This is a genomic window from Enterobacter cloacae complex sp. XAL002, from assembly GCF_049236805.1.
GTDB classification, from domain to species: domain Bacteria; phylum Pseudomonadota; class Gammaproteobacteria; order Enterobacterales; family Enterobacteriaceae; genus Enterobacter; species Enterobacter intestinihominis.
This window is the reverse complement of record NZ_JBMKJN010000004.1, coordinates 147,270-170,415: the sequence shown is the minus strand read 5'-3', so window position 1 is coordinate 170,415 and position 23,146 is coordinate 147,270. Positions and strand designations below refer to the sequence as shown.

General features: G+C 55.8%; 21 protein-coding genes. 3 read left to right on the top strand and 18 right to left on the bottom strand.

Going from position 1 to position 23,146, the window contains the following annotated elements; all coding sequences use genetic code 11:
- Nucleotides 1-150: 150 nt before the first annotated feature.
- Genes coaE through yacG form a run of 3 tightly spaced genes read left to right on the top strand, consistent with a single transcriptional unit; the run spans nt 151 to nt 1,718 of the window.
- The gene (coaE, locus tag ACOT0L_RS05385; RefSeq protein ID WP_038415344.1) at nt 151-771 is read left to right on the top strand and encodes a dephospho-CoA kinase; all 621 of its coding nucleotides are present in this window, start codon (nt 151-153) and stop codon (nt 769-771) included.
- The gene (zapD, locus tag ACOT0L_RS05380; RefSeq protein ID WP_126502815.1) at nt 771-1,514 is read left to right on the top strand and encodes a cell division protein ZapD; all 744 of its coding nucleotides are present in this window, start codon (nt 771-773) and stop codon (nt 1,512-1,514) included. Before coaE ends, zapD begins: the two co-directional genes overlap by 1 nt.
- 9 nt (nt 1,515-1,523) lie before the next feature.
- Nucleotides 1,524-1,718 (top strand): DNA gyrase inhibitor YacG, encoded by a 195-nt coding sequence (gene yacG / locus ACOT0L_RS05375; protein ID WP_003856332.1) that lies wholly within the window; start codon nt 1,524-1,526, stop codon nt 1,716-1,718.
- A gap of 34 nt (nt 1,719-1,752) precedes the next feature.
- Here the strand turns inward: yacG and mutT are convergent, their stop codons facing one another.
- From mutT to rsmH, 18 genes are all read right to left on the bottom strand, one after another.
- The gene (gene mutT / locus ACOT0L_RS05370; protein WP_032621758.1) at nt 1,753-2,145 is read right to left on the bottom strand and encodes an 8-oxo-dGTP diphosphatase MutT; all 393 of its coding nucleotides are present in this window, start codon (nt 2,143-2,145) and stop codon (nt 1,753-1,755) included.
- Between the two features lie 57 nt (nt 2,146-2,202).
- Nucleotides 2,203-4,908 (bottom strand): preprotein translocase subunit SecA, encoded by a 2,706-nt coding sequence (gene secA, locus ACOT0L_RS05365; protein ID WP_022647050.1) that lies wholly within the window; start codon nt 4,906-4,908, stop codon nt 2,203-2,205.
- Between the two features lie 59 nt (nt 4,909-4,967).
- Nucleotides 4,968-5,471 (bottom strand): secA translation cis-regulator SecM, encoded by a 504-nt coding sequence (gene secM / locus ACOT0L_RS05360; protein ID WP_032621757.1) that lies wholly within the window; start codon nt 5,469-5,471, stop codon nt 4,968-4,970.
- A gap of 280 nt (nt 5,472-5,751) precedes the next feature.
- A complete protein-coding gene (gene lpxC, locus ACOT0L_RS05355; RefSeq protein ID WP_003856337.1) occupies nt 5,752-6,669 on the bottom strand; it encodes a UDP-3-O-acyl-N-acetylglucosamine deacetylase in 918 nt (305 codons plus the stop codon).
- 101 nt (nt 6,670-6,770) lie between these two features.
- Nucleotides 6,771-7,922, bottom strand: coding sequence for a cell division protein FtsZ (gene ftsZ, locus ACOT0L_RS05350; protein ID WP_022647048.1), 1,152 nt, complete (start codon nt 7,920-7,922; stop codon nt 6,771-6,773).
- 62 nt (nt 7,923-7,984) lie between these two features.
- Complete coding sequence (gene ftsA / locus ACOT0L_RS05345; protein WP_003856340.1) at nt 7,985-9,241, bottom strand: cell division protein FtsA; 1,257 nt, start codon at nt 9,239-9,241, stop codon at nt 7,985-7,987.
- Complete coding sequence (ftsQ, locus tag ACOT0L_RS05340; protein ID WP_003856342.1) at nt 9,238-10,080, bottom strand: cell division protein FtsQ; 843 nt, start codon at nt 10,078-10,080, stop codon at nt 9,238-9,240. Before ftsQ ends, ftsA begins: the two co-directional genes overlap by 4 nt.
- Nucleotide 10,081: 1 nt before the next feature.
- Nucleotides 10,082-11,002, bottom strand: coding sequence for a D-alanine--D-alanine ligase (locus ACOT0L_RS05335; protein WP_126502816.1), 921 nt, complete (start codon nt 11,000-11,002; stop codon nt 10,082-10,084).
- Nucleotides 10,995-12,470, bottom strand: coding sequence for a UDP-N-acetylmuramate--L-alanine ligase (gene murC / locus ACOT0L_RS05330; protein ID WP_126502817.1), 1,476 nt, complete (start codon nt 12,468-12,470; stop codon nt 10,995-10,997). Before murC ends, ACOT0L_RS05335 begins: the two co-directional genes overlap by 8 nt.
- Nucleotides 12,471-12,529: 59 nt before the next feature.
- The gene (murG, locus tag ACOT0L_RS05325; RefSeq protein WP_063200352.1) at nt 12,530-13,594 is read right to left on the bottom strand and encodes an undecaprenyldiphospho-muramoylpentapeptide beta-N-acetylglucosaminyltransferase; all 1,065 of its coding nucleotides are present in this window, start codon (nt 13,592-13,594) and stop codon (nt 12,530-12,532) included.
- Nucleotides 13,591-14,835, bottom strand: a complete 1,245-nt coding sequence (gene ftsW / locus ACOT0L_RS05320) for a cell division protein FtsW (RefSeq protein ID WP_022647044.1) — start codon at nt 14,833-14,835, stop codon at nt 13,591-13,593. The genes murG and ftsW overlap by 4 nt, the downstream gene beginning before the upstream one ends.
- Nucleotides 14,835-16,151 carry a UDP-N-acetylmuramoyl-L-alanine--D-glutamate ligase gene (gene murD / locus ACOT0L_RS05315; protein WP_023299321.1) on the bottom strand — a complete coding sequence of 439 codons (1,317 nt, stop codon included), beginning with the start codon at nt 16,149-16,151 and terminating at the stop codon, nt 14,835-14,837. The genes ftsW and murD overlap by 1 nt, the downstream gene beginning before the upstream one ends.
- 2 nt (nt 16,152-16,153) lie before the next feature.
- Nucleotides 16,154-17,236 (bottom strand): phospho-N-acetylmuramoyl-pentapeptide-transferase, encoded by a 1,083-nt coding sequence (mraY, locus tag ACOT0L_RS05310; protein WP_003856353.1) that lies wholly within the window; start codon nt 17,234-17,236, stop codon nt 16,154-16,156.
- Nucleotides 17,230-18,588, bottom strand: coding sequence for a UDP-N-acetylmuramoyl-tripeptide--D-alanyl-D-alanine ligase (gene murF, locus ACOT0L_RS05305; protein WP_046619895.1), 1,359 nt, complete (start codon nt 18,586-18,588; stop codon nt 17,230-17,232). Before murF ends, mraY begins: the two co-directional genes overlap by 7 nt.
- Nucleotides 18,585-20,072, bottom strand: coding sequence for a UDP-N-acetylmuramoyl-L-alanyl-D-glutamate--2,6-diaminopimelate ligase (gene murE, locus ACOT0L_RS05300; RefSeq protein ID WP_126502818.1), 1,488 nt, complete (start codon nt 20,070-20,072; stop codon nt 18,585-18,587). Before murE ends, murF begins: the two co-directional genes overlap by 4 nt.
- On the bottom strand, nt 20,059-21,825 hold the full coding sequence (ftsI, locus tag ACOT0L_RS05295; protein WP_022647040.1) for a peptidoglycan glycosyltransferase FtsI: 1,767 nt from the start codon (nt 21,823-21,825) through the stop codon (nt 20,059-20,061). The genes murE and ftsI overlap by 14 nt, the downstream gene beginning before the upstream one ends.
- A 15-nt stretch (nt 21,826-21,840) precedes the next feature.
- On the bottom strand, nt 21,841-22,206 hold the full coding sequence (gene ftsL, locus ACOT0L_RS05290; RefSeq protein WP_003856363.1) for a cell division protein FtsL: 366 nt from the start codon (nt 22,204-22,206) through the stop codon (nt 21,841-21,843).
- Nucleotides 22,203-23,144: a 16S rRNA (cytosine(1402)-N(4))-methyltransferase RsmH gene (rsmH, locus tag ACOT0L_RS05285; RefSeq protein WP_003856366.1), complete on the bottom strand. Its 942-nt coding sequence runs from the start codon at nt 23,142-23,144 to the stop codon at nt 22,203-22,205. The genes ftsL and rsmH overlap by 4 nt, the downstream gene beginning before the upstream one ends.
- Nucleotides 23,145-23,146: the final 2 nt, after the last annotated feature.

The following is a 23,146-nucleotide window of genomic DNA, read 5'->3' as shown; positions in this document are numbered from 1 at the left end:
CCGCAAGACTGCGAAATTCTCTTTTTTTACGCTACAATCCTATAAATTTACCTGGTAAAAAGCGGGTAAAGAGAGCTAAACATTGGCTGTTGTAAGTTTGAATTTTAAGCAACTGATTTTAAAACTGAATAATTCCCAGGATCTGATTTAATGGGGTATATCGTCGCATTAACCGGCGGCATCGGTAGTGGTAAAAGCACCGTTGCGCACGCGTTTGCTCGTCTCGGCATCACGATTATCGACGCCGATATCATTGCCCGTCAGGTGGTAGAACCCAATACACCCGCCTTAAACGCCATCGAAGCGCATTTTGGTCGCCGTGTGATACAGGCTGACGGCACCCTGAATCGTCGGCAGCTGCGTGAGTGCATATTTTCCGATCCGGCGGAAAAAGCCTGGCTTAATGCCCTGCTCCACCCCATTATCCACCATGAAACTCAGCGTCAGATTGCCGCAGCCAGTTCGCCCTATGTGTTGTGGGTGATCCCGTTACTGGTGGAAAATCAGCTACAGAATAAGGCGGACAGAACGCTGGTGATTGACGTTTCCCGCGAAACGCAAATCCAGAGAACCATGGCGCGTGACCATGTTTCACGCGAGCATGCTGAACAAATTCTTGCCGCACAGGCCACGCGCGAAGCGCGCCTCGCCGTTGCGGATGATGTTATTGATAATAACGGCGCACCAGATGCCATTGCATCGGATGTTGCTCGTCTGCACGCGAAGTATCTGACCTTCGCCGCGCAGGCCGTTGCACAGGAAAAACCATAATGTCGACTCATATCCTTTTTGAGCATCCGCTTAACGAAAAAATGCGTACCTGGCTACGCATAGAATTTCTTATTCAACAACTTTCACAACATCTGCCCGTCAACGATCACGCCACCGCGCTGCATTTTTTCCGCAACGTGGGCGATCTGCTGGATGTGATTGAACGCGGCGATGTCCGCACTGAGCTGTTGAAAGAGCTGGAGCGCCAGCAGCGTAAATTACAGGCCTGGGCCGAAGTACCGGGCGTAGATAAAAGTCGAATTGACGCTTTACGCCAGCAGCTAAAAAACAGCAGCGCGACGCTGATGGCCGCGCCGCGCGTTGGACAATTTTTACGCGAGGACCGTCTGATTGCGCTGGTGCGTCAGCGTCTGAGCATACCGGGCGGTTGCTGTAGCTTTGACCTGCCAACGCTGCATATGTGGCTGCACATGCCGCAGGAACAGCGCGATCGCCAGGTAAACAGCTGGATGGGCAGTCTGGAGCCGATGAATCAAACGTTATCCCTGATCCTCGATCTTGTGCGTAACTCTGCCCCGTTCCGCAATCAGACCAGTCTCAACGGTTTTTATCAGGATAACGGCGACGACGCCGATCTTCTGCGTTTGAATCTCTCTCTTGGCGAGCAGCTTTACCCGCAAATTTCCGGACATAAAAGCCGTTTCGCGATCCGCTTTATGCCGCTGGACAGTGAGCATGGCACCGTGCCGGAACGCCTCGATTTTGAACTGGCCTGTTGTTAAGGAGTGCCGATGTCTGACGTAACCACCGTAAACTGCCCAACCTGTGGGAAAACTGTCGTCTGGGGAGAAGTGAGTCCATTTCGCCCATTCTGCTGCAAACGCTGTCAACTTATAGACCTGGGCGAATGGGCGGCGGAAGAGAAACGCATTCCGAGCGAAGGCGATCTCTCGGATAGCGATGACTGGAGCGAAAACCAGCAGTAACATTTAAAGCCTGCTGGCGCTTCGCTTAGCAGGCCTACGGTTGTGCGACCAGCCGGAGGATCACAGGCTCATTGGCAGGCGGGAATTTTTCCGCATCGCTGGCCTGAAGCTCAATCCAGTTACCCGGCTGCCCCTCTTTTCCCCATGGCTCACCTTCCCAGTTTTCCACCAGCCAGAACCACAGCGTGATGTGCCTGTCCGGAAACTGGTACTCCAGCTTATCGAACAGCGTTGCGTCAAGCGGGGTGATCCCCACCTCTTCCTGAAGCTCACGCACCAGCGCCTGCTCCGGCGTTTCACCTGATTCGATTTTTCCGCCGGGGAATTCCCATTTGTTGGCCATATGCGCATCGGCGGCACGTTGGGTAATGAAGATCTGATTTTGCGGGTTGCGAATGATCCCGACAGCAATTTGCAGTGTTTTCATCATGTCACGTCCATAAAAAAGGCGCAGATATCTGCGCCTTTTCGGTTTGTTATGTTCTTAGCTCAGGCGGCCGTGGCACGCCTTGTATTTTTTGCCGGAACCGCATGGGCACGGATCGTTACGACCGACTTTACGATCGCCCGTCTGCGCTGCGATTGCCGCTGCGGCTTCGCTCTCATCGGTCTGATGGCTCAGCTGCTGCATCTGTGCCAGACGCTCAGCTTCTTCACGACGCTGCTGCTCCATCGCTTCCACTTCTTCCGGCATACGCACCTGAACTTTGCTCAGGGTACTGATGACTTCATACTTCAGCGACTCCAGCATGGCAGCAAACATGGAGAAGGATTCACGCTTGTACTCCTGCTTCGGATCTTTCTGCGCATAACCACGCAGGTGGATACCCTGACGCAGGTAGTCCATCGCCGCCAGGTGCTCTTTCCACAGGGAGTCCAGGGTCTGCAACATTACGCCTTTCTCGAAGTGACGCATCATCTCAGCGCCAACCACTTCTTCCTTACGCTTATAGACGTCCAGCGCGGTTTCGTAGATACGCTCGCGCAGGGTCTCTTCGTGCAGCTCAGGCTCTTTGTCCAGCCACTCTTTGATTGGCAGTTCGAGGTCGAAGTCGTTTTTCAGACGTTCCTGCAGGCCTTCGATATCCCACATCTCTTCCAGAGACTGCGGTGGAATGTGCGCGTCGATAGTGGCTTTGAACACATCTTCGCGAATGCTGTTGATGGTTTCGCTCACGTCGGACACGTCCAGCAGTTCGTTACGCTGGGTATAGATTGCACGACGCTGGTCGTTGGCAACGTCATCATATTCCAGCAGCTGCTTACGAATATCGAAGTTGCGGCTTTCTACTTTACGCTGGGCGTTGGCAATCGCTTTGGTAACCCACGGGTGCTCGATCGCTTCGCCTGGTTTCATGCCCAGTTTACGCATCATGCCGGACACACGGTCAGAGGCGAAAATACGCATCAGCGCATCTTCCATAGACAGATAGAAACGGGAAGAACCGGCATCACCCTGACGGCCCGCACGACCGCGCAGCTGGTTATCGATACGACGAGATTCATGACGCTCGGTACCAATGATGTGCAGACCACCGGATGCCAGCACCGCGTCGTGACGCACCTGCCAGTCGGCTTTGATCTGCGCGATTTGCTCCGGGGTTGGGTTTTCCAGCTCGGCCACTTCGGCCTGCCAGCTACCGCCGAGCATAATATCGGTACCACGACCCGCCATGTTGGTAGCGATGGTTACGGCAGCCGGGTAACCCGCCTGCGCAACGATATCTGCTTCTTTAGCGTGGAACTTGGCGTTCAGCACGTTGTGCTTGATGCCCGCCTTGGTCAGCTCGTTAGACACCACTTCAGATTTCTCGATGGAGATGGTCCCCACCAGAACCGGCTGGCCCTTCGCGGTACGATCGCGAATATCTTCGATGATCGCCTGGATTTTTTCCGCTTCGGTCATGTACACCAGGTCCGGCATATCCTTACGGATCATTGGACGGTTGGTTGGTACTACCACGGTATCCAGCTTATAGATGGAGCTAAACTCAAACGCTTCGGTATCTGCGGTACCGGTCATCCCCGCCAGCTTCTCGTACAGACGGAAGTAGTTCTGGAAGGTGATAGACGCCAGCGTCTGGTTTTCGTTCTGAATATCCACGCCTTCTTTCGCTTCCACGGCCTGGTGCAGACCATCGGACCAGCGACGTCCCTGCATGGTACGACCGGTGTGTTCATCGACGATGATGACTTCACCGTCTTTAACGATATAGTCAACGTCGCGGGTGAACAGGGCGTGCGCGCGCAGTGCAGCCGTTACGTGGTGCATCAGCATGATGTTGCTCGGGGAGTACAGAGACTCGCCCTCTTCCATAATGCCTTCAGCCACCAGCAGCTCTTCGATTTTCACCAGGCCGCGTTCGGTCAGGTTGACCTGACGCGCTTTTTCATCCACGGAGAAGTGACCTTCACCCTGGAAAGTATCGGAGTCTTCTTTCTCCTGACGCAGCAGGTGTGGAATGATTTTGTCGACTTTACGGTACATCTCGGAGCTGTCTTCGGCCGGGCCGGAGATGATCAGCGGGGTACGCGCTTCATCGATCAGAATGGAGTCAACCTCATCCACCAGCGCATAGTGCAGTTTACGCTGGACGCGCTCTTCAGGGCTGAACGCCATGTTGTCACGCAGGTAGTCGAAGCCGTATTCGTTGTTGGTGCCGTAGGTGATGTCCGCGTTATACGCTTCACGCTTCGCAGGTGCCGGCAGGCCGGACATGTTAATGCCCACGGTCATGCCGAGGAATTCGAACAGTGGACGGTTATTTTCGGCGTCGCGTTGCGCCAGATAGTCGTTGACGGTAACAACGTGAACGCCCTTACCCGTCAGCGCATTCAGGTAAGCCGGCAGCGTTGCAGTCAGGGTTTTACCTTCACCGGTACGCATTTCCGCGATGCAGCGCTCGTTGAGCACCATCCCGCCCAGCAGCTGCACGTCGAAGTGACGCATGCCGAACACGCGTTTACTGGCCTCACGTACTACGGCAAAGGCTTCCGGGATCAGGCTTTCTAAGGTTTCGCCTTTCTCCAGACGCGCACGGAACTCCGCGGTTTTTGCTTTCAGTTCATCATCAGAGAGCTTCTCCATCGCCGGTTCCATACCGTTGATGACGTTCACAGCTTTGCGCATGCGGCGCAGGGTACGATCGTTACGACTACCAAAAACTTTGGTTAACAATTTGATTAGCATAATAAATTCTCAAACGCCCCAGTCGGGCAGATAAATTAAGGTATTGAAAAAGGGTTAATTTAGCTGAGGCGTTGAGGCCCGGCACGGATGCCGTGAACCTGGCTAATCCAGGTCGAAACAGAGAAGGATGCGGGGGAAACAAAAGCAGTTTGCGCCGTCTGACTCACGGTCACAGGCGGCTGGTTGTCCTGCGTCAGAAGCGCATTGAGCGTATCGAGCAGAGCAAGGTGCTGAGCCTGGACCGGCAGCGTTTCTTCAGCAACAGGCATCGTCTGCGGCGCCATCGCGAACGACAGATGGCGAATAACCGTGCGAATCGCGTGTTGCTGCCAGTAATCAACGGAGAAATTGGGACGACGGTTGGCTTCAAGCCATGCGAGATTAGTGAAGTTAACCCGCGTGGTGAGATCGTGTTTGGTCGTCGTGGAACGTGCTGGGGTTGCCGCGTCTGCGCTGTTGCTGAGCACAGGCAAGCCGAGACTCGCCGCGACCATCCCCAATAAGAGATGCGGCCAGAAGTAACGTCTGCCAAATTGTCGCCAGCGCGTCAGTATTCCGCTCACTTGCTCCACCACGTTCGCCCGCCAGTGCAGGCTGAGTTCAGTTATTCTTTTTTAGCGCCCAGATATTACCACTAAAGCCAATACACGACAGCAGGAATGACACCTTGCAGCAGGTAAAAACGGTCATTAATGCAGCGAACACACAGTTATTTGGCACCCAACACAGGCCAGGGGTGAGAGAGACAAATCCAGAAAGGGCAGAAATAAAAACGACTGGCTTCCCTGGTCGGAGAGAGTACCAGGTGAACCAGTCGCTTTTCTTACGAAACGGCTTTAACCGTTACGCCAGGACCATAGTCGGGGCTTTGAACGCCAGCGGCAGTTCAGCTTCGTCTTCGAAGGTCACATATTCCCAGGCTTCCTGTTTTGCCAGGACGGCCTGCAACAGTTTGTTGTTCAGTGCATGACCGGATTTAAACGCGGTAAAGGCACCAATGATGTTGTGACCACACATGAAGAGGTCGCCGATCGCGTCCAGCATTTTGTGACGGACAAATTCATCTTCAAAACGCAGGCCATCTTCGTTCAGTACGCGATAATCGTCAACAACGATGGCACAATCGAAGCTGCCGCCCAGGCACAGGCCGCGGGATTGCAGATATTCGATATCACGCATAAAGCCGAAGGTACGTGCTCGGCTGATCTGACGCATGAACGCATCCGCAGAGAAGTTCATCGCATAGCGCTGGGTGCTGGAGTCAATCGCCGGATGGTTAAAATCGATGGTGAAGTCCAACGAGAAACCATTGTACGGTTTGAATTCAGCCCATTTGTCGCCATCTTCGACGCGAACGGTCTCTTTAATGCGAACAAATTTCTTCGCGCAGTTCAGTTCTTCGATGCCGGCATCCAGCAACAAATAAACGAACGGAGCAGCACTCCCGTCCATGATCGGGATTTCTGGCGCATCGACTTCAACCATAATGTTGTCGATACCCAGACCCGCCAGGGCGGCGTTCAGGTGCTCTACGGTAGAAATCCGCACGTCATGCTCGTTCACCAGACAAGTACAGAGCATAGTATCACGCACAGATTTGGCATCGGCCGGAAAATCTACCGGTGGATTCAAGTCGGTGCGACGATAGATGACCCCGGTATTGGCCGGCGCAGGGCGTAACGTCAGTGTGACTTTCTTGCCGGTATGTAAACCGACACCCGTCGCCTGAACGATACGTTTAAGTGTCCTTTGTTTGATCATCGTATAATCTCGCCAAATTAACTATCCAACCGAGAGTGTATATCACTAACGGTGGGCCAGTTTAGCACAAAGAGCGCAAATCCCCAAATTCCAGCCAATTCTTAGTCAGCTTGCTTACGCAGGAACGCCGGGATATCCAGATAATCTGGCTCTTTTGCCGTTTGTGGAGTCGGGTCGTTCACCACTTTCGCAGCCGGTTTTTGCTCCTGAGTCAGAGGCGACATACCGTGCTGCTGGTAACGATCCATCACCGGCTGCTGAGTCTGTTTGTTGGTCACGAGGGTGATCTCAGGACGCTTGTCCATACCGATACCGGTGGCCACAACAGTCACACGCAGTTCGTCGTTCATTTCCGGGTCAAGGGACGTACCGATAACAACGGTCGCGTTGTCAGAGGCGAATGCACGGATGGTGTTACCCACGGTTTCGAACTCATCCAGACGCAGGTCAAAGCCAGCGGTAATGTTGACCAGCACGCCGCGCGCGCCAGACAGATCGATATCTTCCAGCAGTGGAGAAGAGATCGCCATTTCAGCGGCTTCTTCCGCACGGTCTTCACCGCTCGCCACGCCAGAGCCCATCATCGCGTAGCCCATCTCGGACATCACGGTGCGAACGTCTGCAAAGTCAACGTTCATCAGGCCAGGACGGGTAATCAGTTCAGCAATACCCTGAACCGCGCCTTTCAGCACGTCGTTTGCCGCGCCAAAGGCGTCCAGCAGAGAGATACCGCGACCCAGCACTTTCAGCAGCTTGTCGTTCGGGATGGTAATCAGAGAGTCCACGTGCTTGGACAGCTCGGTGATACCCTGCTCCGCGAAAGCCATACGCTTCTTACCTTCGAAGTTGAAAGGCTTGGTCACGACAGCAACGGTCAGAATACCTAAATCTTTAGCGACTTCCGCTACAACGGGTGCTGCACCGGTACCTGTACCGCCGCCCATACCCGCTGCGATGAAGACCATGTCTGCACCGTCCAGTGCAGCGCGCAGCGCTTCACGATCTTCTTCAGCCGCGTTGCGGCCCACTTCCGGGTTAGCCCCTGCTCCCAGACCTTTGGTGATGCCACCACCGATCTGAATCGTCTGGCCAACAGCCGTTTTACGCAGCGCCTGCGCATCGGTGTTCACCGCGAAGAATTCAACACCTTCGATGCGCTCGCGCACCATGTGCTCTACGGCGTTACCGCCGCCGCCACCGACGCCGATGACTTTAATCACCGCGTCGTTGGTTAATTCCATAGGTTCAAACATAATCTCTCTCTCCGTTGTGCCTGTCGCCCGAGACCGCTAATTCTCTCCGGTCTCTTAAAAAATTAAAATTCTTTTCGCAACCAGGTGTTAAGTCGTTTGACCCACGACCCCACCGAGACGCGTTTTTCCACCTCTGCCTCACCACTTAAATGGGATTCTTTCCCGTAGTGCAGCAGGCCCACCGCCGTTGAATAGTACGGCTCCTGAGCATAATCCGTTAAACCGGTGATATTCAGCGGCGCACCAATACGCACCTGCGTATGGAACACGCGCTGAGCGCAGGCCGCAAGACCTTCAATTTGCGCTGCCCCGCCGGTTAATACAATCCCCGCTGCGAGATGATGTTTCACACCCTGCTGGCGAAGCTGTTCCTGTAACTGCAAAATCTCTTCGTTGACCAGGTTGAGCAGCTCGGTATAACGCGGCTCAATTACCTCTGCCAGCGTCTGGCGTTGCAGGCTGCGCGGCGGTCGACCGCCTACGCTCGGCACTTCAACGCTCTCGTCTTTGCCGACGATAGAGCCCAGCGCGCAACCGTGGCGCACTTTAATCGCCTCTGCATCGCTCGGTGGCGTACCAAAGGCGTAAGCGATATCGCTGGTCACCACATTCCCGGCGTACGGGATCACTTTGGTGTGGCGCAACGCACCGCCGGTATAGACAGCCATGTCCATTGTACCACCACCAATATCGACCACACAGACGCCCAGTTCACGTTCGTCTTCGGTCAGCACGGAATAGCTCGCGGCAAGTCCGGCGAAAATTAGTTGGTCAACTTTCAGGCCACAACGTTCAACGGCTTTTACAATGTTCTTCGCCATATCGTTGTGACATGTGATCAGGTGCACTTTTGCCTGCATACGTACGCCCGACAGACCGACCGGATTCTTGATACCTTCCTGGTAGTCGATCGCGTATTCTTGCGGGATCACATGCAGCACACGGTGCTCGTCGCGAACACGCACGGATTTCGCCGTGTGGACAACGTTCTCAACGTCTTCCTGCGTCACTTCTTCTTCAGAAATCGGCACCATACCGATTTCATTCTGGCAGCTGATGTGCTTACCAGAAAGAGCCAGATAGACAGAGGAAATCTGGCAATCTGCCATCAATTCAGCCTGGTCGATGGCGCGCTGAACGCATTTCACCACCGACTCAAGGTCGTTTACCCCACCTTTATCCATACCACGGGAAGGGCAGCTGCCCACGCCAATGATATTGACCATACCGTCGGGCAGAACTTCCCCTACCAAAGCGGCAACCTTCGCGGTGCCAATCTCCAGTCCTACTACCAATTTTCTGTCCGTCGACTTGATCATTGTTGTTCTGCCTGTACCTGTGCCTGATTTTGTTGCTGATTAGGTTCCTCGACCGGAGCCGGCTCCCAACCGACTGCTGCGCCTGAGTCATAGCGCAAATCAACGTAGCTTATCCGTTTGCCATCCGTCTGCGCCTGCTGCTGTAAAACCGGGTAAAGTTCTACAAAACGCGCCAGACGTTTCATTGTGTCGCCGCGGCCAAGATTGAGCTTAATGCCATTCGTTAAGGTCAGCTGCCAGGAACGGCGCGCCGTCATCGCAGCATCTTTTAACGTAAAGCGATCCTTAGCCAGCACCTGCCCCATCTCACGAAAACCCTGCAATACTTCGTTTTCGCTGCCTTCCGGGCCATACAACATCGGTAAATTCTGCTTGTTGACACGATCGCTCGGGACGCTGAACGAATTTCCGTCTACGTCAACCATATGCTGATCATTCCAACGCGCAATCGGCACATATTCAACCAGATGAATCTTCAATTCATCAGGCCATTGCTTTCTGACACTCGCCTGTTTTATCCACGGCAGACGTTCAATCTGGCTCTGGATAATGTTGACGTCCTGCGTCATAAAGGTGCCAGGCGACCCCAGCGCCAGAATTGACTGGCGAATGTCATCGTTACGCGTGTAGTGACGCTCTCCGGTCACTACCAGCTTCGACAGCGGCAACCGCTGTGCGTCTTCCATCCAGCCCAGCACCATCCAGCCGCTGATAAACACGGTGCACAGCACCCCGAGCAGGAAGATAATCCCTGCAAGACGCGTTCCATTACTCCGGCGCGAAGAAGAATATTCTTCTTCGTCATCGCGGTTGCGCGTGTTCAACGCAGCCTGAGACATATCAGCCCGCCTGGTCCAGAATACGTACGACTAATTGCGAGAAGCTCATTCCCGCCTGACGCGCCGCCATCGGCACAAGGCTATGGCTGGTCATACCCGGAGACGTGTTTGCTTCCAGCAGATAAAATTGCCCGTCACCGTCAAGCATCACATCAATTCGTCCCCAGCCTCGGCATCCCAAAACATTCCAGGCTTTAAGCACCAGAGACTGTAATTCCGCTTCACGTTGTGCTTCAAGACCAGCTGGGCAGAAATATTGCGTCTCATCAGAGAGATACTTCGCCTCATAATCATAGAAGACTCCGGCGGGTTGGATGCGAATTGACGGTAAAATTTCTTCACCAAGCATCGCGACGGTAAATTCCGGCCCGCTAAGCCATTTTTCAATCAGAACTTCTTCATCATGTTGAAATGCCAGAGCTAAAGCGTCAGCCAAATCTACAGCTTTATCAACTTTGGACATTCCCACGCTCGACCCTTCACGGCCAGGCTTCACAATAACCGGTAAGCCCAGTGCCGCAATGCGTGTATTAACGCTGTCCGACAAGCCCAATTCAAATTCACGGCGCGTCAGTGCAACCCATGGCGCAACGGGCAGACCCGCCCCCTGCCACAGCAGTTTACTGCGCAGTTTATCCATGGAGATAGCGGATGCCATCACGCCACTGCCGGTGTACGGCATACCGATCAGCTCCAGCAGCCCCTGCAACGTGCCGTCTTCACCGCCGCGGCCATGCAACGCGATAAAGGCTTTATCGAAGCCCATCGCTTTCAGCTGCGTAACGTCCACCTCTTTCGGATCAACCGGATGCGCGTCCACGCCACCTTCACGCAGGCCCGCCAGCACGGCAGCGCCCGAATTCAGAGAAACCTCGCGTTCGGCGGAAGTGCCGCCAAACAGGACAGCAATCTTATCAGCCATGACGCTCGTCCTCCTGAGTTTGCGGCTTCAGTTTGATTTCAGCTAAGGTACGGGCGATTTTGCCGATATTTCCCGCACCCTGAATCAGGATCAGATCGTTACCCGTCAGGACCGGGGCAAGCATTTCAGCTACCTGCACCGGGTCGGGGACCAGGATAGGGTCCACTTTACCGCGTCCGCGGATGGTACGACATAAAGACCGACTGTCCGCGCCCGGAATCGGCGCTTCGCCCGCGGCATAAACATCCAGCATCAGCAGGGTATCGACCTGCGAAAGGACGTTGGCAAAATCGTCATACAGATCGCGGGTACGTGTGTAACGGTGCGGCTGGAAGATCATGACCAGATTCTTTTCCGGCCAACCCGCGCGTGCCGCTTTGATGGTTGCGTCCACCTCCGTCGGATGGTGACCGTAGTCATCGACCAGCATCGCAGAACCTGGCTTACCGTTTACTGGCTCCAGTGGGAACTCACCCAGGAAGTCGAAGCGACGGCCCGTTCCCTGGAAGCTTTCCAGCGCGCGCAGGATCGCCTCATCATCAATGCCTTCTTCCGTTGCAACAGCCACCGCCGCCGCCGCATTCAGGGCATTGTGACGTCCCGGCGCGTTCAGGGTGACATGCAGGAGCTCTTTATCCTGGCGTGCCAGGGTGAAATGCCCCTGCGCACCAATCTGCTTATAATCTTCCACGCGTACATCAGCGTCTTCGCTGAAGCCGTAGGTGGTAATTTGACGCCCGACGCGCGGCAGCAGCTCGCGGATCACCGGGTCGTCCACGCACATCACCGCACGGCCATAGAACGGCAGGTTGTGCAGGAAATTAATAAAGTTCTGCTTTAAGTTCTCGAAGTCGCCCTGGTAGGTATCCATATGGTCAGCTTCGATATTGGTGACGATAGCCACCATCGGCTGCAAATGCAGGAACGACGCGTCGCTTTCATCCGCTTCCGCAATCAGATAACGGCTGTGGCCCAGACGCGCATGCACGCCAGCGGCTTTCACCAGACCACCGTTAACGAACGTTGGGTCGAGACCCGCTTCCGCATAAATGCTGGAGACCATCGCTGTTGTTGTGGTTTTACCGTGCGTACCGGCCACCGCAATGCCGTGACGGAAACGCATCAGTTCCGCCAGCATTTCCGCGCGACGGATCACCGGAATGCGCGCCTCATGCGCCGCAACGATTTCCGGGTTATCCGCGGAGATCGCGCTGGACACTACAACCACGCTCGCATCGCTCACGTTTTCCGGGCGATGATTGAAATAGATAGTCGCCCCCAGCGACGCCAGCTGCTGCGTAACAGGGTTTGGCGCCAGGTCAGACCCGCTGATCTGATAGCCTTCGTTAGCTAACACTTCGGCAATACCGCCCATGCCAGCACCACCGATGCCGACAAAGTGAATGTGCCGGACGCGACGCATCTCGGGCACGATAGAACGCAGTTTTGCCAGTTGTTGTGTATTCATTCTCTAAACGCCATCGACTACTTCAAAAAAATCGTGCAGCGCAACACGCGCTGCGAGAATTATGCCTGGGCTGCCAGGCTCACTTCTTTTGCCACCCGTTCCGTTGCATCCGGGATAGCGGTCGCGCGTGCGCGTTGCGCCATCTCCAGTAATACATCCCGGTTCCAGCCCGCCAGGGTAGTGGCGACCGCATCAGCGGTAAATTGTGGCTGCTCAAAAATCTTCGCGGCACCCGCTTTCTCAAGCGGCAGCGCATTCCAGTACTGCTGTCGGTCTTTGTGCTGGAACGGCACAAACAGCGCCGGCAAACCGGCGGCGGCGATTTCGCTCACCGTCAGCGCGCCCGAGCGACAGACCACGACATCGGCCCAGGCATAGGCTGCGGCCATATCATCAATAAATTCAGTCACTTTATGCTGCGGCTGACCTTCCTGCGCGTAAGCCTGCTCAACGCTCTGCTGAGCGCCCTTCCCGCTCTGGTGCCAGATTGTCACCGCATCACCCAGTTTTGCCGCAACCTGTGGCATCGTCTGGTTTAAAATACGTGCGCCCTGGGAACCGCCGACAACCAGCACGCGCACCGGCCCTTCGCGACCCGCCAGACGCGTATCTGGCAGCGGCAGCGCCAGCACGTCCACACGCACCGGATTCCCTACGACATCCGCTTTCGGGAATGCCCCGGGGAAGGCCTGCATAACTTTGGTGGCGATTTTTGCCAGCCATTTGTTGGTCAACCCGGCAATACCGTTCTGTTCATGCAGAACAACAGGGATGCCCAGTGACCACGCCGCCAGTCCGCCAGGACCGGAAACGTAGCCGCCCATGCCCAGAACGACGTCAGGCTTAAAGCGCTTCATAATGTCGCGCGCCTGACGCCAGGCATTGAAAATGCGCACCGGCGCCAGCAGCAGCGCCTTGCTCCCTTTGCCACGAAGGCCAGAAATACGAATAAAGTCGATCTCGATACCGTGTTTAGGTACAAGGTCGGCTTCCATGCGGTCTGCGGTTCCCAGCCAGCGTACCTGCCAGCCTTGTTCCATTAAATGGTGCGCAACCGCCAGTCCCGGGAACACGTGTCCGCCGGTCCCGCCTGCCATCACCATTAACCGCTTCGGTTGATTCATCGTGAACCTCGTGTAAACGCCTGAGCTTTCTCCAGACGCGTTTCATAATCTATGCGTAACAAAAACATGATGGCCGTCGACATGATCAACAGACTCGAACCACCATAACTGATCAACGGCAACGTCAGACCTTTGGTCGGCAGCATACCCGCTGCGGCCCCAACGTTTACCAGTGCCTGGAAGCTAAACCAGATACCAATTGAGCAGGCCAGGAAACCGGAGAAGCGGTGATCGATCTCCAGCGCTTTACGGCCAATCGACATGGCGCGGAAAGCGACGAAGAATACCATTAATAGCGCCAATACCACACCGATATAACCCAGTTCTTCCCCAATAATGGAGAAGATAAAGTCGGTATGCGCCTCCGGTAAATACTCCAGTTTTTGCACCGAGTTGCCCAGGCCTTGGCCCCAGACTTCGCCGCGGCCAAACGCCATCAGCGACTGTGTCAGCTGATAACCGCTGCCGAACGGATCTTCCCATGGGTTCCAGAACGAGGTCACACGGCGGATACGGTATGGTTCGGCGAGGATCAGCAGCACCACCGCCGAAATCCCCATCCCGATGATGGCAATGAACTGCCACAGTTTTGCTCCCGCCAGGAACAGCATCGCCAGCGTAGTGACAAACAGTACGACTACCGTACCGAGGTCGGGCTGCGCCAGCAGCAGGATCGCAAGCACCAGAATCACGCCCATCGGTTTTAAGAAGCCGCGCAGGTTGTTACGAACTTCGTCGACTTTACGCACCAGGTAGTTTGCCAGGTAGCAGAACAACGAAAGCTTGGTGAACTCTGCAGGCTGAATACGCAGCGGACCAAAGGCGATCCAGCGTGATGCCCCGTTAACGGAGCTCCCGACGACCAGAACGATCAACAGCATGATGATTGAGGCGATAAGCATGGCCGTACTGTGCCGCTGCCAGAACGACATCGGCAGGCGTAAGGTGATCATCGCCAGGCAGAACGCGAGAATGATGTACAGCCCGTCACGCTTGGCAAACAGGAACGGATCGTTTGCCAGACGCTGTCCGACAGGCATCGACGCCGAGGTGACCATAATAAAGCCGGTCGCAGCCAGCCCCAGCGTGAGCCAGAACAGCGTGCGGTCGTACATAATCAGGCTGTCGGAATCTTTATCCCGTGAAGCCATCACCCAGCCTTTCAGCGCCGTAAACAGCCATACCAGGATACCAAACCCTGGCAGACGCGGCATTTTCAGGCGAGGGAGAGATAAACGCATCAGCCTAACTCCTTCGCCAGGCGGGTAAAGACATCGCCCCGCTGTTCGAAATTCTTAAATTGATCGAGGCTGGCACAGGCTGGCGAGAGCAGCACCATATCGCCGGGCTTCACGCGGGGGGCGATAAGGCGCATCGCCTGTTCCATGGTCTCGGTTTGTTCGGCGACCTCAGGACGCAACGCCGCAAGCTCGCTGCCATCGCGGCCAAAGCAATAAAGGCGCACGTTATCACCGTTGAGGTACTGCTTCAGCGAGGAGAAATCGGCTGATTTACCGTCGCCGCCCAGCAGCAGATGCAGTGTGCCTTCAACGTGCAGACCGTTCAATGCCGCCTCGGTGCTACCCACATTGGTCGCTTTGGAATCGTTAATCCAGCGTACGCCGTTGTGTTCCAGCGCCAGCTGAAAACGGTGAGCCAGGCCGGTAAAGGTGGTCAGCGCCTTCAGGCTTGAAGATCGCGGCAGGCCAACGGCATCCGCTAGCGCCAGCGCCGCCAGCGCGTTGGTGTAGTTATGCTGGCCGGAGAGCATCATCTCTTTCACGTTCAGCACCTTCTCACCTTTCACCCGCAGCCAGGTTTCGCCCTGCTGGCGGTTAAGGTGATAGTCACCCATGTTAATACCGAAGCTAATGCAGCGATCGTCTGCGCCACGCACCGGCATGGTGAGTGCATCATCGGCATTCACCACGCAGACTTTGGCATTTTCATAGACACGCAGCTTGGCCGCGCGGTACTGCTGCAAGCCGAACGGGTATCTGTCCATATGATCTTCGGTGACATTAAGGATCGTCGCTGCCGCCGCATGCAGGCTTGAAGTGGTTTCCAGCTGGAAGCTGGAAAGCTCAAGTACAAACAGCTCACACCCTTTATCGAGCAGCATCAACGCGGGCAGGCCAATATTACCGCCCACGCCGACATTTTTGCCCGCCGCTTTCGCCATCTCACCCACCAGGGTGGTGACGGTGCTTTTACCGTTTGAACCGGTAATGGCAACGATCGGGGCCTGCGCCTCCCGGCAGAACAGTTCGATATCGCCAACAATCTCAACGCCTGCATCCGCCGCGGCACTCAGCGAAGGATGCGCCAGCGCCATGCCCGGGCTGGCAACAATCAGATCGGCGACCAGCAGCCACTCATCATTCAGACCACCCAGGTGGCGTTCAACCTGCTCCGGCAGCTTGTCCAGACCCGGCGGAGAGACGCGCGTATCCATCACGCGCGGCGTCACGCCACGCGCAAGGAAAAAGTCCACGCAGGAGAGGCCGGTAAGGCCCAACCCGATGATAACGACTTTTTTGCCCTGGTAATCTGCCATGATTAACGTACCTTCAGCGTTGCCAGGCCAATCAGCACCAGCATCAGCGAAATAATCCAGAAGCGCACAATGACGCGCGGCTCCGGCCAGCCTTTCAGTTCATAGTGGTGGTGAATCGGTGCCATACGGAAGATGCGCTGGCCGCGCAGCTTGAAGGAACCGACCTGCAAAATCACCGACAGGGTCTCAACCACAAACACACCGCCCATAATCACCAGCAGGAACTCCTGACGCAGCAGCACGGCGATAATGCCCAGCGCGCCGCCCAGTGCCAGTGAACCGACGTCGCCCATAAAGACCTGCGCCGGATAGGTGTTGAACCACAGGAAGCCCAGCCCCGCGCCGACTATCGCCGTACAGACGATCACCAGCTCACCAGCGTGTCGCAGGTACGGGATGTGCAGGTAGTTTGCAAAGTTCATGTTACCGGTCGCCCACGCCACCAGCGCGAAACCGCCCGCGACAAACACGGTTGGCATGATGGCCAGGCCGTCCAGACCATCGGTCAGGTTGACGGCGTTGCCGGTGCCGACGATCACAAAGTAAGCCAGCAGAATGTAGAACAGCCCCAGCTGCGGCATCACGTCTTTGAAGAACGGCACCACCAGCTCGGTGGCCGGGGTGTCTTTTCCTGCCAGGTAAAGCGCGAAGGCCACACCCAGCGCAATTACCGACATCCAGAAATACTTCCAGCGGGCGATCAAACCTTTGGTGTCTTTGCGTACGACTTTGCGGTAGTCATCAACAAAACCGATGATCCCGTAGCCAACCAGAACGGTCAGCACGCACCAGACGTAGGGGTTAGACGGATAAGCCCACAGCAGAACGGACACCACAATCGCGGTCAGGATCATGATCCCGCCCATGGTCGGCGTACCGCGCTTGCTGAAATGCGATTCCGGGCCGTCGTTACGCACGACCTGGCCGAAAGAGAGTTTTTGCAGACGGGCAATCATGCGCGGGCCCATCCACAACGAGATGAACAGCGCAGTCAGCAGGCTGACGATGGCGCGAAACGTCAGATAGGAAAAGACGTTAAAGCCTGAATAATATTTGACCAAATGTTCGGCCAGCCAAACTAACATGTCCCGTTCTCCTGTAATGCGTGCACAACCTCTTCCATGGCGGCACTACGTGAACCTTTAACTAAAACAGTCACAATCTGTTTTTCTGTAATCAATGCCTTCAGGCGTTCGATCAGTGCAGATTTATCGGCAAAATGTTCGCCAACTTCACTGGCATCGGAAATGGCCTTGCTCAGCGTGCCTGCGCTCAGTACGCGGTCAAGCCCGGCAGCTTTCGCCGCTTCGCCAACCTGTACGTGGCAGGCTTCGCTTTCATCACCCAGCTCGGCCATATCGCCAACAACCATCACGCGATAGCCCGGCATCTCAGACAAGACCTGCACGGCCGCCGTCATGGAGCCGACGTTAGCGTTGTAGGAGTCATCCAGCAGGAGTTTGTTTTCAGCCAGCTGGATTGGGAACAGACGCCCCGGCACGGCTTTTAAATTCGCCAGACCAGTTTTTATCGCAGCGTGTGAGGCCCCTACCGCCATTGAGAGCGCTGCCGCAGCAAGCGCATTGGCGATGTTATGACGACCCGGCAACGGCAGCAGCACGTCGATGTCGCCCGTTGGGGTCGTGAGGGTGAACTCGGTGCCGTGGGACGTCACATGAATGTTGGTCGCCGAAAAATCACTGTTTGCCGCATTCGGGGAGAAGCGCCAGGTTTTGCGTGAACCAATGATGCTCTGCCAGTTCAGCCAGTCATTGTTATCGGCATTCATAATGGCAATGCCGTCATCCGGCAGGCCGGTATAAATTTCACCTTTCGCTTTCGCCACACCGGCCAGCGAACCAAAACCTTCAAGATGTGCCGCCGCCAGGTTATTCACCAGCGCCGCTTCCGGACGCGTCAGGCTCACGGTCCAGGCGATTTCGCCTTGATGGTTAGCCCCTAACTCAATCACCGCATATTCATGCTCGTGGGTCAGGCGCAGCAGCGTCATCGGTACACCGATGTCATTATTAAGGTTGCCCGCCGTATAAAGCGTGTTTCCGCACTGGCTAAGGATCGCCGCCGTCATCTCTTTAACGGAGGTTTTGCCCGACGAGCCCGTCAGCGCCACGACGCGTGTTGGCACCTGCTGGCGAACCCATGCCGCCAGCTCACCAAAGGCCAGGCGCGTATCTTTCACCACAATCTGCGGCAAATCGATATCGAGCTTACGGTTGACCAGCAGCGCACCCGCGCCGTTATCTTTAGCCTGTTGCGCAAAATCGTGGGCGTCAAAACGTTCCCCCTTCAGCGCCACAAACAGGCAGCCCGCCGTCACCTTACGGGTGTCGGTGGTCACAGCCTCGATGGTCAGATCCTGACCATGCAGCATCCCCTGCAATACCGCAGCGGCCTGGCTTAACGTAATGCTAATCATGCCACCACTCCCAGCAGACGCGCTGCCGTCACGCGGTCGGAGTAATCCAGACGACGATTGCCGACGATCTGATAATCTTCATGACCTTTACCGGCCAGCAGAACCACATCATTCTCCTGCGCCTGCATAATGGCGTTAGTCACGGCCTCCGCACGGCCTTCGACCACGCGCGCACGACCCGCATCCAGCATGCCCGCCAGAATGTCGTTGATAATGGCCCTCGGCTCTTCGGTACGCGGGTTGTCATCGGTCACCACGGGAATATCCGCGAACTGCTCAGCGATGGCGCCCATCAGCGGACGTTTACCCTTGTCGCGATCGCCACCGCAGCCAAACACGCACCAGAGCTTGCCTGCGCAGTGCAGACGCGCCGCTTCCAGCGCTTTTTCCAGCGCATCCGGCGTATGGGCGTAATCCACGACCACCGTCGGCTTGCCCGGCGCACTGAACACTTCCATGCGGCCACAGACCGGTTGCAAACGCTCAGCCGTTTTCAGCAGATCCACCATCGGGTAACCCAGCGCCAGCAGCGTCGCCAGCGCCAGCAGCAGGTTACTGACGTTGAAAGCCCCCATCAGGCGGCTTTCAATTTCACCTTCGCCCCAGGTGGAAGCAAAGCGGATCGTCGCCCCGCTATCGTGGTAGTTCACTTCGACTGCCTTCAGCCAGCGGCCACGACAGTTCGGATTAATGCGATCTCCCATCGACACCGCCACCGCATCTGGCAGTTTTTCCAGCCAGCGGCGACCGACTTCGTCGTCGGCGTTAATGATCGCCTGCCCGTGGTGGTGAGTGGAATAAAGCAGCCATTTCGCCGCTTCGTAGTGCTCCATATCACCATGATAATCAAGGTGATCGCGGCTCAGGTTAGTAAAGACAGAGGCGGCAAATTTCAGTGCCGCCACGCGATGTTGTACCAGACCATGGGAGGAGACTTCCATCGCCGCGAAGGTCGCCCCCTGCTCTGCAAGGCCTGCCAGCACACGCTGCACGTCAACCGCCGAGCCTGTAGTGTTTTCCGTCGGGCTTACTTTGCCCAGAATACCGTTCCCCACCGTGCCCATGACGGCACCGGTTTCACCCAGCAGCTGAGCCCATTGCGCCATCAGCTGAGTGGTGGTGGTTTTTCCGTTGGTTCCTGTCACGCCAACAAGCTTTAACTGGTCGGAAGGTTCGTTGTAAAAACGTCCTGCCAGCGCGGAGAGACGCTCATTCAGCTGGCTGAGATAGATGACCGGCACGCCGTGCATTTCACGGATCTCACCGTCTGTTGCCTCATCTTTGGCCTCAGCAATAATGGCAGCAACACCTTGCGCAATCGCCTGCGGGATATAACGACGCCCGTCCGCCTGATGACCTACCACTGCCACAAAAAGATCGCCAGAAGCCGCTACGCGGCTGTCCAGTACCATCTCTCGCAGTGCTCGCGCAGGTAGCATAGGCACCCACGGAGCAAGAAGGTCGCGCAAATTACGATCTGCCACCTGTTCCCTCGCCTTGATTAATTACAAATTCACTTTTTTCGCCCGTCGCCAGCGCATCCGGTTCAATGTTCATGGTGCGCAACACGCCGCCCATAATAGCCCCGAACACAGGCGCGGAGACGGCGCCGCCGTAGTATTTACCCGCCTGCGGATCGTTGATGACGACCACCAGCGCAAAACGCGGATTGCTTGCAGGCGCTACGCCTGCGGTATAGGCAATGTATTTGTTGATATAGCGGCCGTCCGGCCCCACTTTTTTCGCTGTACCGGTTTTGATGGCGATACGATAGCCCTTAATCGCAGCCTTCACGCCACCACCACCGGGCAGCGCGACGCTTTCCATCATATGTACGACGGTACGAACGATAGATTCCGGGAAAACACGTTCCCCCGGAACCGGTGGATCAACTTTGGTGATCGACAGCGGGCGATAAATGCCATAGCTGCCAATCGTTGCGTAGACTCGCGCTAACTGTAAGGGAGTTACCATTAGCCCGTAGCCGAAAGAGAAGGTGGCCCTCTCTATGTCAGACCACCGTTGTTTTTGAGGATATAAGCCACTGCGTTCTCCGACCAACCCCAAATTGGTCGCCTTTCCCAGCCCAAAACGTGAGTAAGTATCTACTAACGCTGAGGACGGCATCGCTAACGCCAGTTTTGACACACCGACGTTACTCGACTTCTGTAAGACCCCGGTCAGGGTCAGTTCGCTGTAACGTGCCACGTCTTTTATTTCGTGGCCGTTAATTCGATAAGGGATCGTATTCAGAACGGTATTTTCGTTGACGATGCCTCGCTGTAGAGCCGTCATCACCACCATAGGTTTTACGGTTGAACCGGGTTCAAACACATCGGTGATGGAGCGGTTACGCATCGCATCTTTTGCTGTACCGGCAAAATTATTCGGGTTGTATGAGGGACTACTGGCCATCGCCAGCACTTCACCTGTCGCCACATCCACCAGCACGGCACTGCCCGATTCCGCCTTGTTAAACGCGACGGCGTTGTTCAGCTCACGATAGACTAGCGCCTGCAAGCGCTCATCAATACTCAGGGCCAGGTTGTGCGCGGCCTGGCTGTCTGTCGAGGAAATATCTTCAATGACGCGACCATAGCGGTCTTTACGCACGATTCGCTCGCCAGGCTGGCCGGTAAGCCACTTGTCGAAGCTTTTTTCAACGCCTTCAATCCCCTGGCTATCCACGTTGGTGAAGCCAATCAGGTGCGCGGTGACTTCGCCGGAAGGATAATAACGGCGGGATTCTTCCCGCAGATGAATGCCGGGCAGCTTGAGTTTTTTAATGTAGTCAGCCATATCAGGGTTCACCTGACGGGCAAGATAGATGAAGCGCCCTTTCGGGTTGGCGTTAACGCGTGACGCCAGCTGATCCAGCGGCATTTTCAACGCGTCTGAGAGCGCCTTCCAGCGGTTATCAAGGGTGATCCCGCCTGCGTCATGCAGCTCTTTAGGATCGGCCCAGATCGCCTTCACCGGTACGCTCACCGCCAGCGGGCGGCCGGAGCGGTCGGTGATCATCCCACGAGAAGTAGAAACTTCCTGCACGCGCAGAGAACGCATATCCCCCTGACGCACCAGCATGTCAGGCGCGATGATTTGTAGCCACGCCACGCGTCCCAGCAGGAAACCCAGCGCCAGTAAAATGCAGCCGCAAAGCAACGCAAAACGCCAACTGATAAAGTTGGCCTGTTCTTCCTGGCGTTTTGGTTTTAGCGTTTTTGCCGCTGCTTTCATGCGTCGCGTTTTCCCTTATTTTTGTACTACGATATTTTCCTGCGAAGGATCAACATGCTGTAATTGCAGTTTTTCCGTTGCGATCCGTTCAACCCGGCTGTGATCGCCGAGCGCGTTTTCTTCAAGGATCAGATTTCGCCATTCAATATCCAGCGCATCGCGTTCCAGTACCATCTGTTCGCGCTGCGCAGTTAATAAACGGGTATGGTGAGCGGTGGTTACCACCATGACTGCCGTCACAATGATGCAAATGAACAAGCAGAGTGGCAGCTTCCCAAACCGCAAAAGATCGTCGCCGATCACGCCAGGCAAGGCATGGCGCTCGTTGCTTCCTAACGATCCCTTAACTTTGCTTAGGGTCTCTGTCACTCTGCTGATCATGCGTTCGTCCTCTCTGCAATACGCAGCACTGAACTACGGGCACGTGGATTCTCTGCCACCTCTTCTTCGCCCGGCATCAACTTGCCTAATGCTCGCAACTGACGGCCTCCCAGCTTTCTGAGTTGTTCTTCCGTCATCGGCAGCCCAGCTGGAACCTGCGGACCGCGGCTCTGTTCACGCATAAAGCGCTTAACGATGCGATCTTCCAGCGAATGGAAGCTGATGATGGATAACCGCCCACCCGGGGCCAGCACGTCGAGCGAGCTTTTTAGCGCCAGCTCTATTTCCTCCAGTTCACTGTTTACCCAGATACGAACCGCCTGGAAGGTACGGGTCGCAGGATGTTTGTGCTTGTCCTTCACTGGCGTTGCCGCCGCGATGACTTCTGCCAGCTCTTTGGTACGGGTCATTGGCTCAACGCGGTTGCGCTCCACGATGGCGCGCGCAATACGTTTGCCAAAGCGTTCTTCGCCGAAGGTTTTGATCACCCAGGCAATATCCGCTTCGTCAGCAGTTTGTAACCACTCGGCGGCAGACTGGCCGCGGGTGGGGTCCATACGCATATCCAGCGGACCGTCGCGCATAAAGGAGAAGCCGCGTTCTGCATCATCAAGCTGTGGTGAAGAGACGCCAAGATCGAGGAGGATCCCGTCGATTTTGCCGGTCAGGCCGCGCTCGGCGACATAATCCGCAAGCGCAGAGAAAGGTCCATGCACGATGGAAAAGCGAGGGTCATCGATGGTTTGCGCAACGGCAATCGCCTGCGGATCGCGGTCAATTGCCAGCAGGCGCCCTTCCGCTCCAAGCTGAGAGAGGATCAAACGCGAGTGGCCACCGCGACCAAAAGTGCCATCAATATAGATGCCATCTGGACGAATATTCAGGCCGTTAACGGCCTCATCCAGCAGCACCGTTGTATGTTTATAATTTTCCATCATAT